The sequence below is a fragment of the Nocardia sp. CA-151230 genome, from assembly GCF_050942175.1.
In the GTDB taxonomy this organism is placed as follows: domain Bacteria; phylum Actinomycetota; class Actinomycetes; order Mycobacteriales; family Mycobacteriaceae; genus Nocardia.
The window spans coordinates 8,669,910-8,686,094 of the sequence record NZ_CP192061.1 but is presented as its reverse complement, the minus strand read 5'-3'; the positions used below and the strand labels follow the sequence as shown (position 1 = coordinate 8,686,094).

At 65.1% G+C, this 16,185-nt stretch carries 11 protein-coding genes and 3 rRNA genes; 9 read left to right on the top strand and 5 right to left on the bottom strand.

Annotated elements, in window-relative coordinates:
* The first annotated feature begins 203 nt into the window (after positions 1 to 203).
* Positions 204 to 884, top strand: coding sequence for a DUF4386 domain-containing protein (locus tag ACQP1O_RS40690; RefSeq protein ID WP_433563569.1), 681 nt, complete (start codon positions 204 to 206; stop codon positions 882 to 884).
* Between the two features lie 14 nt (positions 885 to 898).
* On the opposite strand, the gene ACQP1O_RS40685 is transcribed toward ACQP1O_RS40690, so the two are convergent.
* From ACQP1O_RS40685 to ACQP1O_RS40675, 3 genes are all read right to left on the bottom strand, one after another.
* Complete coding sequence (locus tag ACQP1O_RS40685) at positions 899 to 1,765, bottom strand: SDR family NAD(P)-dependent oxidoreductase (RefSeq protein ID WP_433563568.1); 867 nt, start codon at positions 1,763 to 1,765, stop codon at positions 899 to 901.
* Between the two features lie 52 nt (positions 1,766 to 1,817).
* A complete protein-coding gene (locus ACQP1O_RS40680) occupies positions 1,818 to 3,650 on the bottom strand; it encodes an ArnT family glycosyltransferase (RefSeq protein WP_433563567.1) in 1,833 nt (610 codons plus the stop codon).
* Between the two features lie 135 nt (positions 3,651 to 3,785).
* Positions 3,786 to 3,959, bottom strand: a complete 174-nt coding sequence (locus ACQP1O_RS40675; RefSeq protein ID WP_433563566.1) for a hypothetical protein — start codon at positions 3,957 to 3,959, stop codon at positions 3,786 to 3,788.
* 604 nt (positions 3,960 to 4,563) lie between these two features.
* Here ACQP1O_RS40675 and ACQP1O_RS40670 point away from each other — a divergent pair.
* The 7 genes from ACQP1O_RS40670 to ACQP1O_RS40640 all read left to right on the top strand — a co-directional run bounded on the left by ACQP1O_RS40670 (position 4,564) and on the right by ACQP1O_RS40640 (position 13,809).
* Positions 4,564 to 6,080, top strand: a 16S ribosomal RNA gene (locus ACQP1O_RS40670).
* A 321-nt stretch (positions 6,081 to 6,401) separates the two neighbouring features.
* Positions 6,402 to 9,507 (top strand): 23S ribosomal RNA (locus ACQP1O_RS40665).
* Positions 9,508 to 9,628: 121 nt separating this feature from the next.
* Positions 9,629 to 9,745 (top strand): 5S ribosomal RNA (gene rrf / locus ACQP1O_RS40660).
* Together the 16S, 23S and 5S rRNA genes form the textbook arrangement of a ribosomal RNA operon.
* Positions 9,746 to 10,060: 315 nt before the next feature.
* On the top strand, positions 10,061 to 10,408 hold the full coding sequence (locus ACQP1O_RS40655) for a YrdB family protein (RefSeq protein ID WP_433563565.1): 348 nt from the start codon (positions 10,061 to 10,063) through the stop codon (positions 10,406 to 10,408).
* Positions 10,409 to 10,726: 318 nt separating this feature from the next.
* Positions 10,727 to 12,727, top strand: coding sequence for an elongation factor G (gene fusA, locus ACQP1O_RS40650; RefSeq protein ID WP_433563564.1), 2,001 nt, complete (start codon positions 10,727 to 10,729; stop codon positions 12,725 to 12,727).
* Positions 12,728 to 12,884: 157 nt separating this feature from the next.
* Positions 12,885 to 13,310 (top strand): SRPBCC family protein, encoded by a 426-nt coding sequence (locus ACQP1O_RS40645; protein WP_357006344.1) that lies wholly within the window; start codon positions 12,885 to 12,887, stop codon positions 13,308 to 13,310.
* Positions 13,311 to 13,395: 85 nt separating this feature from the next.
* Positions 13,396 to 13,809 (top strand): MarR family winged helix-turn-helix transcriptional regulator, encoded by a 414-nt coding sequence (locus ACQP1O_RS40640; RefSeq protein ID WP_433563563.1) that lies wholly within the window; start codon positions 13,396 to 13,398, stop codon positions 13,807 to 13,809.
* A gap of 20 nt (positions 13,810 to 13,829) precedes the next feature.
* On the opposite strand, the gene ACQP1O_RS40635 is transcribed toward ACQP1O_RS40640, so the two are convergent.
* The gene (locus tag ACQP1O_RS40635) at positions 13,830 to 14,678 is read right to left on the bottom strand and encodes a GNAT family N-acetyltransferase (protein WP_433563562.1); all 849 of its coding nucleotides are present in this window, start codon (positions 14,676 to 14,678) and stop codon (positions 13,830 to 13,832) included.
* A 256-nt stretch (positions 14,679 to 14,934) separates the two neighbouring features.
* Between ACQP1O_RS40635 and ACQP1O_RS40630 the strand changes: the two genes are divergently transcribed.
* Positions 14,935 to 15,573, top strand: coding sequence for an HAD family hydrolase (locus ACQP1O_RS40630; RefSeq protein ID WP_433563561.1), 639 nt, complete (start codon positions 14,935 to 14,937; stop codon positions 15,571 to 15,573).
* A 52-nt stretch (positions 15,574 to 15,625) separates the two neighbouring features.
* Here the strand turns inward: ACQP1O_RS40630 and ACQP1O_RS40625 are convergent, their stop codons facing one another.
* On the bottom strand, positions 15,626 to 16,108 hold the full coding sequence (locus ACQP1O_RS40625) for an LOG family protein (RefSeq protein WP_433563560.1): 483 nt from the start codon (positions 16,106 to 16,108) through the stop codon (positions 15,626 to 15,628).
* Between the last annotated feature and the right edge of the window lie 77 nt (positions 16,109 to 16,185).

Here is a 16,185-nt window from a genome sequence, read left to right as displayed (position 1 = left end):
CATCTCCCGGTCGCGGTGCGTCGATCCCGGCGAATGTCGATGCACCCGGCCATGTTCCGGTGCCCGCGCCAGTTTCTCCAGGCGCTCGGCCCCCGGAGGGGAAGCTCCTGACACCGAAGGCAGGGCAGCCTCCGGATTCGTTGGCGGGGCCGCCCTCTGAGTCGTCGGCGCAGACCCCGGTGACTTTGGCGGGACCGACGCCGGTGAGTTCCTCGACCCGGCCGGCCGGGCTGCGGGGACCGTGGCCGGTGCGGCTGCTGGTCGTAGTGGCTGTGGTCGTGATGAATGCCGGATTCACCGGTCTGGGTGCGGCTTTCGACTATCCGCGGGTGCTGTCGCGGCCGAGTGCGGAGGTGCTGGCCTTGTTCCGGGCGCACGAATCCGCCGTGGTCGCCTGGTTCTCGCTGCTGGCGTGCGGTGCTCTGCTGTTGATTCCGATCGTGGTGTCGATCGGCCGCGGGGATGCGTCTGCACGGATGCGCTGGGCGGTGCGGGCCGGTGTGGCGGCGGGTGTGGTTCAGGCGATCGGCCTGCTGCGCTGGCCGCTGCTGGTACCGGGGCTCGCTTCCCGGGCGGCTTCCGGAAACTCTTCCGCGGCAACCGAATACGAGCTCTGGAATCGGCTGCTGGGCTCGGCTCTGGGGGAGACGCTGGGCTACTCATTGACTGCCACGTGGACGGTACTGGTGGCATTCGCTCTGCGTCGCAACGGATTCCCGCGTTGGTTCGCCGTGCTCGGCACGGTGTCCGCGGCCCTGATTCTGGTAGGCGTGGCGGCGCCGTGGCAGGTGCCGGGCGCGCAGCAGGTCAATTTCGCCGGATACGTGCTGTGGAGTGTATGGATGCTGGCGCTGGCCGCCCGGTGGGGCCGCCGATCAGCGTGACGCCGACCCCCGGCTCACATGCCCTGCTGGAAGCGGGCGCTGCGGATGCCGTCAGCGCGGTCCGGCAGCACACTGTCGATGAGGGCGGTGACTCGTCCCAGAACAGGGGCGAGTCGCCGCGGCCGGTCGATGATGGCGTCGCAGATGATCTGCCCGCCTTCGTCGGGTGTGAGGGCGGTGGCGTTCCGGTAGAGCGCGTTGGGCGCGATCATGGGGGTGCGGACCAGGGGGAGATAGATCGAGGTGAAACGCACGTTCTCGGTGTGGGTTTCGGCTTGCAGGCTGGTGCTCAGCGAGTCGAGCGCCGCCTTGGACGCGACGTATGCCCCGTAGCCTGGGCCGCCGTAGAGGTTGGCCAGCGACAGGATGTTGATGATCTGCCCGTCGTGGCGGTCGCGCATGGCGGGCGCCAGCGCGAGGATGAGGCGGACGGCCGCGAAGTAGTTGAGCCGCATGGTCCGCTCGTAGTCGTGGAAGCGGTCGTAGGACTGGTCGAGGGTGCGGCGGATGGAGCGGCCGGCATTGTTCACGAGGATGTCCACGTGACCGTGGTCGGCCAGGACCTTCGCGGCCATGGCGTCGAGGGCGTCGAAGTCATTGAGGTCGCAGGGGTATGCGACCGCCTTCCCGCCCTCGGCCCCGATCTCGGCGACGGCCTGTTCGAGCTCACCGGCGCGGCGCGCGACCAGGAGAACGGTGGCGCCGGCCGCGCCGAGTTTCGTGGCGGCGATCCGTCCGATACCGGAGGAGGCCCCGGTGATCAGGACGATGCGTCCGGCTGCGGCGTCCGCGAGCGTGCGGTTGCGCCGCAGCCGCGCAAGGCTCACCTGGGTGTCGAGGCCGTGCTTGATCTTGTGGATCAGCCCGCTGATGTCCTGCATGGTGAGAGATGCTAAGTGCCGCACTCTGATTCGGGACCGTTTCCGATTCGTGTCAGGGACGGGCGCAGGTGTAGGCGAGGACGGCGGCGCTGTCCCCGCCGCCGGGCAGTGCGCGGCAGTGTTGCCGAATCCAGACCAAGCGGTCGTCATCCGCGGGAGTCAGCAGCACCAGGCCGACCTCGCCGTCATTGACCATGCGGACGATCTCGGCGGTGGTCGGCACCGGGGCCGCGCCGGTGAAGCCGCCGATGGTCGGCACCTGCCTGCCGCTGGACAGAATGAACGGCGAGCCCAGTGCGGAGGTGTACGTGACCAGCGGATATTTCACGTGGCCGGGCATCTTCGCGAGCTGTGCGTCGAGTTCCCGGGCCGAGGTGAGGGCGGAGGCCATGAACCCGCGCGTGACCTGCCGGGCCTGTGCCGATTCATAGGGAGTATCGAGCGGTCCGTAGCCGTCCGCGACCACCGACACCGCGGCCGCCGTGGGCGTGGCGAGCGCCGCAACCAGTAGCAGTGCGGTTGCCGATGATTCGCGAACGAGCAGCGCGGCCACGATCAGCAGCACGGCGAGGACCACCGGCCCGGTCCGCACCCACCCGGACGCGGGCGCCGACAGCCACCAGCCGTAGCCGGCGGTCGCGGCCACCGCGACCATCCCGAGCCCGCGCACCCGGCGGTCATCGACCTGCCGGTAGGACTTGGCCCCCATGCCGATCAGAGCCCCGATCGCGGGTGCGAGCACCGCCAGGTAGTAGGGGTTCACCGTCCCGATCACCAGGAAGATCGCCAGGTGGACCGCTAGCCAGCCGCCCCACAGCACCAGCGCCGCGGTCTCGCGGTCGGTGCGTGGCCGCCGCCGGGCCGCCCAGGCCAGGGCGATCAGGCAGAGCAGCGCGAGCGGAATCAACCACCCGGTCTCGCGACCGCCGCCGCCCCCGAAGAGATGGTCGAATCGGCTGTCCGGCCCGAGTACCAGCTCCGCGCGGTATCCCGAGCGCCGGCCACCGGTGGTGAAGTTGGCCGACCCCACACTGAATCCGTCATTGGTGCGGCTGGCCGCGTTGTAGACGAAGACCTGCTCGAACAGAGAGTTGTGGTGGCTGCCGTCCGCGTACGGCCGGCGCCCGGCGGGCACCAGGCTGACCACGGTCATCCAGCTCAGCGACACCGCCAGCGCGGTCGCACCGAACCAGGCCAGACCCGTGATGCGTGGCCGCAGTTCGGTTCTCGGCGCGGCGAGCAGCAGCGCCGCCGCCAGGACCGGGACGATCAGCCAGGCCTGCACCATCTTCGCCTGGAAGGCGAGGCCGATGCACAGTCCGCACCACACCAGATTCCGCACCCGCCCCGACACGATCACGGCCGCCCCCTGATCCGCGGCCAGCACGAGCAGCAGGATCAGCAGGGTGTCGGAGATATTGCCGCGATCGAGTGCGACCACCGCCGGCGCCAGGGCGGCGACCGCGGCCGCGACGAGGGCCGAGTACGGACCGGACAGTCGCCGCACGGCGCGGTAGAGCACGAGCACAGTGAGCACGCCCTCGATGACCTGCGGCAGGAGATAAGCCCAGGTGTGCGGCCCGAATACCCGGACCGACAGCGCCTGGATCCAGATCGCGCCCGGCAGTTTGTCGATGCTGATGGTCGCGTCCGGGTCGAAGGCCGCGTAGAAGAAGTTGTGCCCGCTCATGCTCATCGAGCGGGCGGCGGCCGAGTAGTAGAGGTGTGGTGTCTGCGAGCCGATGCCCCAGGCGTAGAGGACCCCGGCCGTGACGGCGATGCCCAGGAGTGCGGGCCGGGCCCAGCGTGGTTGGTCGGTCGGCCCCCGCAACCATCGTGACCAGTCGGTTCCGGACGGTTCGGGATGTGTGATTACCCCTGTCACAGCCCCAATTTCGGCCCGTTCCCGGTGCGTGTCAAAGGATTTCCACCCGTGGGCGGAGGGCTTCCGGCGGGAATCGTCCGCACGGCGTATCCGGGCCCACCGACGGGTGGACGGAGCGGCCGGACGGCGGCGGGGTCAGCGGTTGGGGTGTCGTGCCGAGAGGGTGACGGCCACATCGATGGGCCGCACGCCGAGCTGTTCGGCGGTCGCGGCGATGGTGGCGTGGATGTCGGCGCCCGCGGGGCGGGCGGGGTCGAAGAGGAGTTCGGCCAATTCGATGGCGGCCAGCGCCTGGGTGCGGGTGAGCAATCGGCCCGGCAGCCAACTAACACGCCAGTCGGTTTCTTTATGGCCGGGAACCCGTTCCGCGAACTCGTCGACAACAGAACTCGTAATCGACCAATCGCAGACGTACACACCACCAAGGTCGTCCACCCGACCACCGGTCGCAAGAGTGCGAGTGTGCGAATTGCGTGAATTGCCGCTCTGACCAGCCGATTTGACTTCTGTTCGTAGCAACACGTAACTTATTCCAGGTCAGAGCGACACGGACACCGACCCGGAGCCCCAAGGGCCTGGGAAACGAGGTTGGACGAGGAGCGCCTGATGATCACACTAGCTTCACCTGACCAGCGGATTTGGTTTCGCTGAGAAGGCTGAGCTAAGCTGTAAAAGTTGCCTCACGAACGAGCGGGACTAAGAGCCCGGGAGATCGTGTGTGCGTGTGTTCTTTGAGAACTCAATAGTGTGTCGATGAATGTCAGTGCCAAATTTTGAAATTTGGTTCCGATTCTCACCCCCCGTGTGAGGGTCGGACATTTAAGTCGGCTAATTTCCAGCCGGCTATTTTTGCTAGGTTTTCGGACTCTGGTTCGAGATACTTCTGATTCACCTTCGGGTGTTTCTAGAGTCTTCAACGGAGAGTTTGATCCTGGCTCAGGACGAACGCTAGCGGCGTGCTTAACACATGCAAGTCGAGCGGTAAGGCCCTTCGGGGTACACGAGCGGCGAACGGGTGAGTAACACGTGGGTGATCTGCCTTGCACTCTGGGATAAGCCTGGGAAACTGGGTCTAATACCGGATATGAGCCTGGACTGCATGGTCCGGGTTGGAAAGGTTTACTGGTGCGAGATGGGCCCGCGGCCTATCAGCTTGTTGGTGAGGTAACGGCTCACCAAGGCGACGACGGGTAGCCGACCTGAGAGGGTGACCGGCCACACTGGGACTGAGACACGGCCCAGACTCCTACGGGAGGCAGCAGTGGGGAATATTGCACAATGGGCGCAAGCCTGATGCAGCGACGCCGCGTGAGGGATGACGGCCTTCGGGTTGTAAACCTCTTTTGACAGGGACGAAGCGCAAGTGACGGTACCTGTAGAAGAAGCACCGGCCAACTACGTGCCAGCAGCCGCGGTAATACGTAGGGTGCGAGCGTTGTCCGGAATTACTGGGCGTAAAGAGCTTGTAGGCGGTCTGTCGCGTCGATTGTGAAAACTTGCAGCTCAACTGCAAGCTTGCAGTCGATACGGGCAGACTAGAGTACTGCAGGGGAGACTGGAATTCCTGGTGTAGCGGTGAAATGCGCAGATATCAGGAGGAACACCGGTGGCGAAGGCGGGTCTCTGGGCAGTAACTGACGCTGAGAAGCGAAAGCGTGGGTAGCGAACAGGATTAGATACCCTGGTAGTCCACGCCGTAAACGGTGGGTACTAGGTGTGGGTTTCCTTCCACGGGATCCGTGCCGTAGCTAACGCATTAAGTACCCCGCCTGGGGAGTACGGCCGCAAGGCTAAAACTCAAAGGAATTGACGGGGGCCCGCACAAGCGGCGGAGCATGTGGATTAATTCGATGCAACGCGAAGAACCTTACCTGGGTTTGACATACACCGGAAAGCCATAGAGATATGGCCCCCCTTGTGGTCGGTGTACAGGTGGTGCATGGCTGTCGTCAGCTCGTGTCGTGAGATGTTGGGTTAAGTCCCGCAACGAGCGCAACCCTTATCTTATGTTGCCAGCGCGTAATGGCGGGGACTCGTGAGAGACTGCCGGGGTCAACTCGGAGGAAGGTGGGGACGACGTCAAGTCATCATGCCCCTTATGTCCAGGGCTTCACACATGCTACAATGGCCGGTACAGAGGGCTGCGATACCGCGAGGTGGAGCGAATCCCTTAAAGCCGGTCTCAGTTCGGATCGGGGTCTGCAACTCGACCCCGTGAAGTTGGAGTCGCTAGTAATCGCAGATCAGCAACGCTGCGGTGAATACGTTCCCGGGCCTTGTACACACCGCCCGTCACGTCATGAAAGTCGGTAACACCCGAAGCCGGTGGCCTAACCCTTGTGGAGGGAGCCGTCGAAGGTGGGATTGGCGATTGGGACGAAGTCGTAACAAGGTAGCCGTACCGGAAGGTGCGGCTGGATCACCTCCTTTCTAAGGAGCACTTCTACACAAACCATTCGAAGAGTCGAATCGGGTTGTGTCAGAGACCGTTTGAGTCCCCAATCGTGGGACCGCGGAAGCTCATGGGTGGAACGCTGACAACCTCTTCTCATCGGTGTCGGTCCCATGTGGCCGGCCGAGAAGATATATCGACACACTGTTGGGTCCTGAAAGAACAGACGTTCTTTCCAGGCAAAAAACGACGAAATCTTCTTCGCGGTCATACCGCAGAGATTCTCTGGCTGGTGCCGCAGTAGCGAGAAGGTTTTGTGTGTTGTTTGAGAACTGCACAGTGGACGCGAGCATCTTTGTTAGTAAGTGTGTAAGAGCGTACGGTGGATGCCTTGGCACCAGGAGCCGATGAAGGACGTAGTAGGCTGCGATAAGCCTCGGGGAGCTGTCAAACGAGCTGAGATCCGAGGATTTCCGAATGGGGAAACCCGGCACGAGTGATGTCGTGTCACCCGCACCTGAATATATAGGGTGTGTGGAGGGAACGTGGGGAAGTGAAACATCTCAGTACCCACAGGAAGAGAAAACAACATGTGATTCCGTGAGTAGTGGCGAGCGAAAGCGGAAGAGGCTAAACCGTGTGGATGTGATAGCCGGCAGGCGTTGTCCATGCGGGGTCGTGGGACATTACTTCCTGTTTCTGCCGAAGCAGGCGACAGTCAGAAAAGATCGCGTTAGTCGAATTGGTCTGGGACGGCCAACCGTAGACGGTGAGAGTCCGGTAGACGAAAACGTGTTCTCTGTCGTGTAGTGCTCCCGAGTAGCAGCGGGCCCGTGAAATCTGCTGTGAATCTGTCGGGACCACCCGATAAGCCTGAATACTACCTGGTGACCGATAGCGGACTAGTACCGTGAGGGAAAGGTGAAAAGTACCCCGGGAGGGGAGTGAAATAGTACCTGAAACCGTGCGCTTACAATCCGTCAGAGCTGTTAAAGGTGATGGCGTGCCTTTTGAAGAATGAGCCTGCGAGTCATCGGTGTGTGGCAAGGTTAACCCGTGTGGGGGAGCCGTAGCGAAAGCGAGTCCGAATAGGGCGTTGTAGTCGCACACTATGGACCCGAAGCGGAGTGATCTACCCATGGCCAGGGTGAAGCGACGGTAAGACGTCGTGGAGGCCCGAACCCACTTAGGTTGAAAACTGAGGGGATGAGCTGTGGGTAGGGGTGAAAGGCCAATCAAACTCCGTGATAGCTGGTTCTCCCCGAAATGCATTTAGGTGCAGCGTCGCGTGTTTCTCGCCGGAGGTAGAGCTACTGGATGGCCTAGGGGGCCCACAAGCTTACCGAAGTCAGCCAAACTCCGAATGCCGGTGAGTGAGAGCGCGGCAGTGAGACTGTGGGGGATAAGCTTCATAGTCGAGAGGGAAACAGCCCAGATCGCCGGCTAAGGCCCCTAAGCGTGTACTAAGTGGAAAAGGATGTGGAGTCGCGAAGACAACCAGGAGGTTGGCTTAGAAGCAGCCACCCTTGAAAGAGTGCGTAATAGCTCACTGGTCAAGTGATTCTGCGCCGACAATGTAGCGGGGCTCAAGTACACCGCCGAAGCCGCGGCATTCAGACATTATCCCGCTTTCGAGCCAGGAGTCTGGATGGGTAGGGGAGCGTCGTGTAGCCAGGGAAGCGGCGGAGTGATCCAGTCGTGGAGGCTGCGCGAGTGAGAATGCAGGCATGAGTAGCGAAAGACGAGTGAGAAACTCGTCCGCCGAATGACCAAGGGTTCCTGGGCCAGGTTAATCCGCCCAGGGTGAGTCGGGACCTAAGGCGAGGCCGACAGGCGTAGTCGATGGACAACGGGTTGATATTCCCGTACCCGTGTATCCGCGCCCAATGGCGAATCATCTGTGCTAACCGTCCAAATGTTCTCTTATCAAGCCTTCGGGCGAGAGGGAGAATTGCTGCACGGGACCCTGGGTGTAGTAGTCAAGCGATGGGGTGACGCAGGAAGGTAGCTGGGCCAGGTGATGGAATACCTGGTGTAAGCCTGTAGGGCGTCTGGTAGGCAAATCCGCCGGACATGAGCCTGAGAGGTGATGCGTAGCCGATTGAGGCGAATTCAGTGATCCTATGCTGCCGAGAAAAGCCTCTAGTGAGTTGGTACACGGCCCGTACCCCAAACCGACACAGGTGGTCAGGTAGAGAATACTAAGGCGATCGAGATAACTGTGGTTAAGGAACTCGGCAAAATACCTCCGTAACTTCGGGAGAAGGAGGGCCCGGTCTGGTGAACACCCTTGCGGTGGGAGCTGGGTTGGGTCGCAGAGACCAGTGAGAAGCGACTGTTTACTAAAAACACAGGTCCGTGCGAAGTCGTAAGACGATGTATACGGACTGACGCCTGCCCGGTGCCGGAAGGTTAAGAGGACCGGTTAGCTCTTCGGAGCGAAGCTGAGAATTTAAGCCCCGGTAAACGGCGGTGGTAACTATAACCATCCTAAGGTAGCGAAATTCCTTGTCGGGTAAGTTCCGACCTGCACGAATGGCGTAACGACTTCTCAGCTGTCTCAACCACAGACTCGGCGAAATTGCAGTACGAGTAAAGATGCTCGTTACGCGCGGCAGGACGAAAAGACCCCGGGACCTTCACTATAGCTTGGTATTGGTGTTCGGTACGGTTTGTGTAGGATAGGTGGGAGACTGTGAAGCGGGTACGCCAGTATTCGTGGAGTCATCGTTGAAATACCACTCTGATCGTATTGGACCTCTAACCTCGGACCCTGATCGGGTTCAGGGACAGTGCCTGGTGGGTAGTTTAACTGGGGCGGTTGCCTCCCAAAATGTAACGGAGGCGCCCAAAGGTTCCCTCAGCCTGGTTGGCAATCAGGTGTTGAGTGCAAGTGCACAAGGGAGCTTGACTGTGAGACCGACAGGTCGAGCAGGGACGAAAGTCGGGACTAGTGATCCGGCACCGGCAAGTGGAAGCGGTGTCGCTCAACGGATAAAAGGTACCCCGGGGATAACAGGCTGATCTTCCCCAAGAGTCCATATCGACGGGATGGTTTGGCACCTCGATGTCGGCTCGTCGCATCCTGGGGCTGGAGTAGGTCCCAAGGGTTGGGCTGTTCGCCCATTAAAGCGGCACGCGAGCTGGGTTTAGAACGTCGTGAGACAGTTCGGTCTCTATCCGCCGCGCGCGTTAGAAACTTGAGGAAGGCTGTCCCTAGTACGAGAGGACCGGGACGGACGAACCTCTGGTGTGCCAGTTGTTCCGCCAGGAGCACGGCTGGTTGGCCACGTTCGGAAGGGATAACCGCTGAAAGCATCTAAGCGGGAAGCCTGTTCCAAGATGAGGTTTCTCACCCCCTCGAGGGGGTAAGGCCCCCAACAGACCATTGGGTTGATAGGCCAGAACTGGAAGTCTGGTAACAGATGTAGGTGACTGGTACTAATAGGCCGAGGACTTACCAACAAAGAAGCTACGCGTCCACTGTGCAGTATCTGAAACAACACACAGATCACTGAGAAGACAGGAACCGAGGCCCGGCAACGGGATTCGCGCCCTGGCTCTCTGTGTGACAGTTTCATAGAGTTACGGCGGCTATAGCGGTGGGGAAACGCCCGGTCCCATTCCGAACCCGGAAGCTAAGGCCACCTGCGCCGATGGTACTGCACTCGACAGGGTGTGGGAGAGTAGGACACCGCCGGAACATCCTTCGCGAAGGCCCCCAGCATCAGCTGGGGGCCTTCTGCGTTTTCTGGGCATTTCTCGGCCGGCGCATAATTCGGTGGGCCGGGGCGACGAGGTGCGGCGCTCTATTTGTCGCTCGCGGGCCGGGCTACACCCTTCGGTGACGACGACCTCGCTGTCCTGCGGTAGCTCGCGCTCCAATGTGCCCGCGGTACTCTGCCGGGGCCCTTGGCATTTCCGCATCCGATCACAAAGCGAGAGCACTGCTCTTGACTCGGTGCCCGCGGTTGAGCGATCATTGGTCTCAATGGAGAGCACTGATCTCGGAGTAGACATGATCACCACTGCCTGGACCGCCGTCAATCTGACCCTCGCCTTCGTGCTGGAACTCGTCGCCGTCGGCGCGCTGGCGTACTGGGGCGTGCGCACCGGTCGCGGCCGGGTCGCCAAGGTGCTGCTCGGTGGCGGCGTCGCCCTGGCCGCCATGGTGCTGTGGGGCATGTTCGCCGCACCGCAGTCGAGTTTCTCGATCCCCGTGGCGGCGGTGGCCACCAAGGTCGTGGTGTTCGGCGGCGCGGCCGCCGGGCTCTGGCAGCTGGGACATCGGACGGCCGCGATCGCCTTCCCGGTCCTGGTTGTCGCGAATCTGGCCGTGATCCATGTCGGGCACCTGTCGATGTAGCGCCGACCCAGCTCGACTGGGCCCCTGGGAAATTCACGCGACACCGGAAACGTTGCATTGTTACGGTCTCACGGCGGAACGGGAAGTTCCGCCGAACTCGAGAGCAGGAAGGGGCCGTTCATGCGCGTTCATCGCGATGTCGTCGTGGCCCGCCCACGCTTCGAGGTGATCCTGGTGTCTTCGCCGGCTCGGTGCCGGCTGCGCGGCCGGTACTGAGTACCCCCTGGGCGTCTGCCCGGTCCGGGGGAATCGCGCTGTTCTGTTCCGGATCAGCACGAAGGACGTATAACCGTGCGTACCAATATTTCTCGACAAACTTTGGCAATCGTTCGTAATCTCGGGATTCTCGCGCATGTGGATGCCGGGAAGACCACGGTGACCGAGCGGATGCTGTTTCTCACCGGGATCACCCACAAGCGCGGCGAGGTGCACGACGGCACCACCGTCACCGATTTCGATCCACAGGAACGGGATCGGGGCATCACCATCTTCGCGGCGGCCGTGAGCTGCGAGTGGGCCGGGCACCGGCTCAGCGTCATCGACACCCCGGGGCACGTCGACTTCTCCGATGAGGTCGAGCGATCCCTGCGGGTATTGGACGGCGCGGTGGCGGTTTTCGACGCCGTGGCGGGGGTGGAGCCGCAGAGCGAATCGGTGTGGCGGCGCGCCGACCGCTACGGCGTGCCCCGGATCGCGTTCGTCAACAAGATGGATCGCGCCGGAGCCGACCTGACGGCCGCGGTCGCCTCGATTCGCGAACGGCTGCATCCGATTCCGGTGCTCGTCCAGCTGCCTGTGTACAGCGGCGACTCGTTCACCGGCGTGGTGGATCTGGTTCGCCTGCGTGCCCTCACGTGGGAGAACGGCCTCGTGACGGGCCCGGTTCCGGATCGCCTTGCGGACGAGGTGGCGCAACGCCGACGGGAACTGGAAGAGGCGGTGGCGGAGCGGAATTCGGCGGCGCTGGAGGAGTTCGTCGAGCGCTCCGGCCTGTCCGCCGAGACCCTGACCGCCGCGTTGCGGGAGCTCACCCTCGGCGGCGCGGTGGTTCCGGTGCTGTGCGGCGCGGCCTACCGCGATATCGGCATCGAGCCGCTGCTCGACGCCGTGGTCGCGTATCTGCCGTCGCCGCTGGACCGGCCCGCGGTCGGGGCCGGTGACGCCGTGCGCGCCGCCGATCCGGCGGAACCCTGTGCGGCACTGGCCTTCAAGGTGCATGCCACCCCGACCGGGCGGCTCACGTTCGTGCGCGTCTACTCGGGCGTCCTGCGGAAGGGCGACACCGTGCTGGACGTGGGCGGTGGTCGTCGCGAGCGGGTCGCGCGCATCCTGCGGGTGCAGGCGGACCGGCACGCGGAGGTCGAGGCCGCGGTGGCGGGCGACATCGTCGCGCTGGTCGGCCCGAAGGCCGTGCGGGTCGGCGCGACCGTGTGCGCACCGGACGCCCCGGTGCTGCTGGAACCACCGGCTCCCGCCGAGCCGGTGGTGTCGGTGGCGGTCGAGGCGCGGACCAGCGCAGACTCCGAGAAGCTGGCGGTGGCCCTGGCCCGGGTGGCCGAGGAGGACCCGTCCCTGACGGTGCGGACCGACCCGGAGACCGGGCAGACCCTGCTGGCCGGACTGGGCGAACTGCACCTCGAGGTCGTGGTGGAGAAGCTGCGCCGCGACCGCGGGCTCGGCGTGACCGTGGGCAGGCCGCAGGTGGCGTACCGGGAGACCGTGGTGCGCGGCGTCCGGGACCTGACCTACCGGCACGCCAAGCAGGACGGCGGGGCCGGGCAGTGGGCGCACATCGTGCTCGATGTGCAGCCACTGCGTGAATCCGAGCCCGGGGCAACGGGATTCGAGTTCGAGTCGACGGTGTTCGGTGGCCGGGTGCCGGCCGAGTTCGTCCGCGCGGTGGAGGCCGGCTGCCGGGACGCCCTTTCGGAGGGTCCGCTCGCGGGTCATCCGGTCACCGGGGTCCGGGTCACGCTCACCGATGGCGCGACGCATTCGAAGGATTCGTCGGAGCTGGCGTTCCGCACCGCGGGCCGCCTGGGGCTGCGGGAAGCCCTGCGCGCCAGCACCATGGCGGTGCTCGAGCCGCTGGTGGAGCTGACAGTGACCGTGCCGGAGGCCCATGTCGGCGCGGTGCTCGGTGACCTCGCCGCCCGGCGCGGCCGGGTCACCGGTTCGGTCGCCCGCCCCGGCGTCGTGGTGGTGACGGCCACGGTGCCGCTGGCCGAATTGTTCGGCTACGCAACCCGTTTGCGCAGTCGCACACAGGGCCGGGGCACGTTCACCACGCGCCCGCTGGGCTACGCCCTCGCCTCGTAGGGGGTGACCGGGGCCCGGTGGCGGCGGCATGTCGATGCCGTCCGTCATCGGGCCCCGTTGTCGGGTGCGGCTGCCGAACGACCGAAGGGGTTGATTGTTGTCGCGACTACGGTTACTGTTGTCGCAACAACAGAATTCCCGAGGGGAGATGGCAGTCATGATGTACTCGTTCACCGAAGAGGCCGTGATCACCGGCGACATCGACAAGATCTGGGCGGTCGCCACCGATGTGGCCCGCTGGTCGGAGTGGGACCCGCACGAGGAGAAGTCCCGCATCGATGGCGAGTTCGCGGCCGGGACCACCGGATGGGTCAAGCCGAAGGGGGCGCCGGCGGGGCCGTTCACCATCGTGGCCGTGGAGCCGGGACAGTCGTGGACCAGTGAGGCGGGCATCCCGTTCGGGAAGCTGCGCGGCCACCGCACCTACGAGGCCCTCGGCGACGGCACCGTGCGGGTGGCCGAGAATGTCGAGGTGCACGGGTTGTTCGGGCCCTTGTTCAAACTCGTCTGGGAGAAGGCCATGCGCGCGGACATGCCGCTGACCTTCGCGGCACTGGAGCAGGAGGCGCTACGGCGTGGCTGAATCATCGGGGCGGGCCCCGGAAACATCATCGGGGCGGACGCCGGAAACTTCGCGGCAGGCGCGTGGCGTGCCGCGGGGACCGCTGATGAGTCCGGGCTTCTGGTTGCACCACGCCGCGCTGGAGTGGCGGGCGACGCTGGAGCGCAATCTACGCCCGCTCGGCCTCACCCCCACCCAGTTCAACCTGCTGGCCTCGGCGGGCTGGCTGAGCCGGGAGGGCGAGCTGCCGACCCAGCAGCAGGTGGCCGACATGTCCGGTTCGGATCGGATGATGGCGTCCAAGGTGATTCGGGGGTTGGAGGAGCGCGGCCTGCTCCTCCGCCGCGCCGATCCGGCCGACGCCCGCGTCCTGCGCATCGAACTGGCCTCCGCCGGACGGGAACTGGTGAGCCAGGGTGTGCAGACCGCCGTCGATACCGACGCCCAGCTCTTCGGCGACGATGGCGACCTGCTGCGCGAACACCTGAAACCGATTGCCGCACACCGGCTGCCGGGTTGATCCGGGAGTGACCGGTCCGATCAGGGCTTGACCAGGATTGCCCGTGTGTAGAGCAGCCCGAAGCCCAGCCGTTGCACGTTCTGCTGGGACTTCGAGCCGGGCTGGGTGGTCACCACCGCGATATCGCAGCCCGCCGCGGTCGCCTCGGCGAGGCGCACCGACAGCAGCGACGACTGCACACCGTGCCGCCGATGCGGGGGATCGGTTGCCGCGCCGGTCAGTTGGGCGACGCCCTGGGACATGCGCAGGCTCGCCCCGCCCGCGACCCGCCCGTCACGCCGGGCGAGATACCGCCGCACCCCCGCCGCCCCGGCGAGATCCCGCATGGCCCGGGCGATGACATCGGCCGGAAATTCCTCGTGCGACGCCACACCCTGGGTATCGGGATGCGCGAAACCCTCCGCGACCACCTCGAGCCAGGTGTCGAACTCGTCCTCGCCGCTGGGCTTCACATCGACACCATCGGCGACCACCGCAGCACGCTCGCCGCCGAGCTCCAGCCCGAGCACGTTCTCGAACGACACCAGTAGATACCCGCGCGCGGTGAGGAGTTCGCCGACACCCGGATCGCCGAGCTGCGAGATCTCGGCCTGCACCGGCGTCTTCCGTGCCGCGAACAACCGCTCGATCTCGTCGAGTTCCGACGCCTCGGGTATCCCCGCGAACCCGAGCCCGGCCACCTTGTTCAGCGGCGACCCGTCCTCGGCGAAGGATGCCACCCCGCCCGCCACCGGTAGTACGAACCCCGCATCGACTCCCGCCCGGTCCGCGGCTGCCGCACTGCCCTTGGCGATGAGCTCCGCTTCGACCCGCTCGATCCGCGCCGCCAGCTCCGTCCCACAGAAAAGCGTTCCCTGATTACTCGGCATGCGCCCGAGCCTAATTCGGGGCGCGACGGACACGCCCGCGAATTTCCGCCCGGGCGAGCGTGCGGCCCAGGTCGTCACGGCCCTGCCGGATCCCATGAATGCCGCAGCCCGGGCGAGCGCGAGTGGTGCGGACCTCCTCGGCGGCCGGGCTGCACCGGTGCGCCGGCGCGGCCGGTGGGTGTCGAGCCGCACGGTCCTGAGTGGGTGCGACGGTGGCCGTGGTCGGGTGGGGCGGGGCGGGTCGTAGGGTCTGGGGGTGCGTGTTGATCGTTCGGGTGCAGTCGCCGGTGGGCTGGTGGTCGGGTTCGACCTGGATATGACGCTGATCGATTCGCGGCCGGGGATTGCGGCGGTGTGGGATGCGGTGGCCGCCAGGACCGGGGTGGCGATCGATTCGGAGTTGGTGGTGTCGCGGCTCGGGCCGCCGCTGGCGCACGAGGCGGCGCAGTGGTTTCCGGAGCACGAGGTGCCTGGGATCGTCGCGATGTACCGGGAGTTGTATCCGGATCTGGCGGTGCATGCGGCGGAGCATCTGCCGGGGGTGGTCGACGCGCTGGCGGCGGTGCATCGGGCCGGTGGGCGGGTGCTGGTGATCACGGCGAAGAACGGGCCGCACGCGCAATTGCATCTCGATCATCTCGGGCTGGCGGTCGACGAATTGGTCGGCGGGGCCTGGGCGGAGGAGAAGGGCGAGGTGCTGCGAGAGCGTGGGGCCTCGATCTATGTGGGGGACCATCTCGGCGATGTGCGGGCGGCCAAGGTGGCCGAAGCGGTGTCGGTGGCGGTGACCACCGGGCCCTATGCGGCCGAGGAACTCTCGGCCGCGGGCGCGGATGTGGTGCTCGGCGATCTGACCGAGTTCCCGGGTTGGCTGGCCGCCCACCTCGCCCCGTAACCGGTTGACTCGCAACCGTTCTCGGCGCACCGGCCGACCGCGGTCCAGGCGTTCACGGATAGATCGGCGGGGCGAGGGCGAGCGCCACGGCGTGCGAGGGGTCGAGGGCGGGGATCGAGGCGTCGACCGCGTGGCCGTCGGCGTCGCGTACCTGCCAGCTGTGCAGTGATACGACGGGGATGCCGCGGTGGTTGGCCAATGCCAGCTCGGACAGGGTGCCCCACGAGCCGCCGATGACGATGACCGCGTCGGCCGATGCCACCAGGATGGCATTGCGGGCCTCGCCCAGATTCGTGTAGATCGCCGCGGACAGGCCGGGGCAGGCCGCGTCACGGTCCGTGTCGGGGCGGATGCCGAGGACGAGTCCGCCTGCGCCGGAGGCGCCCTCGGCGACGGCGGCCATCACACCCGAGCCGCCGCCGCACAGCACGGTCGCACCCGCCGCGGCCAGCAGTCGGCCCACCTCGCGCGCGGCCGTGGACTCGGTGTCGGTACAGGTACTGGGGCCGCAGACGGCAATTTGCAGGGGTGGCAAGGGCTTTCCTCTCCTCGGTGCGGTCGGGTCGTTGGCATCAGGGTGATTCGAATGGTGTCAGCGCGGGGTGGCCGCGG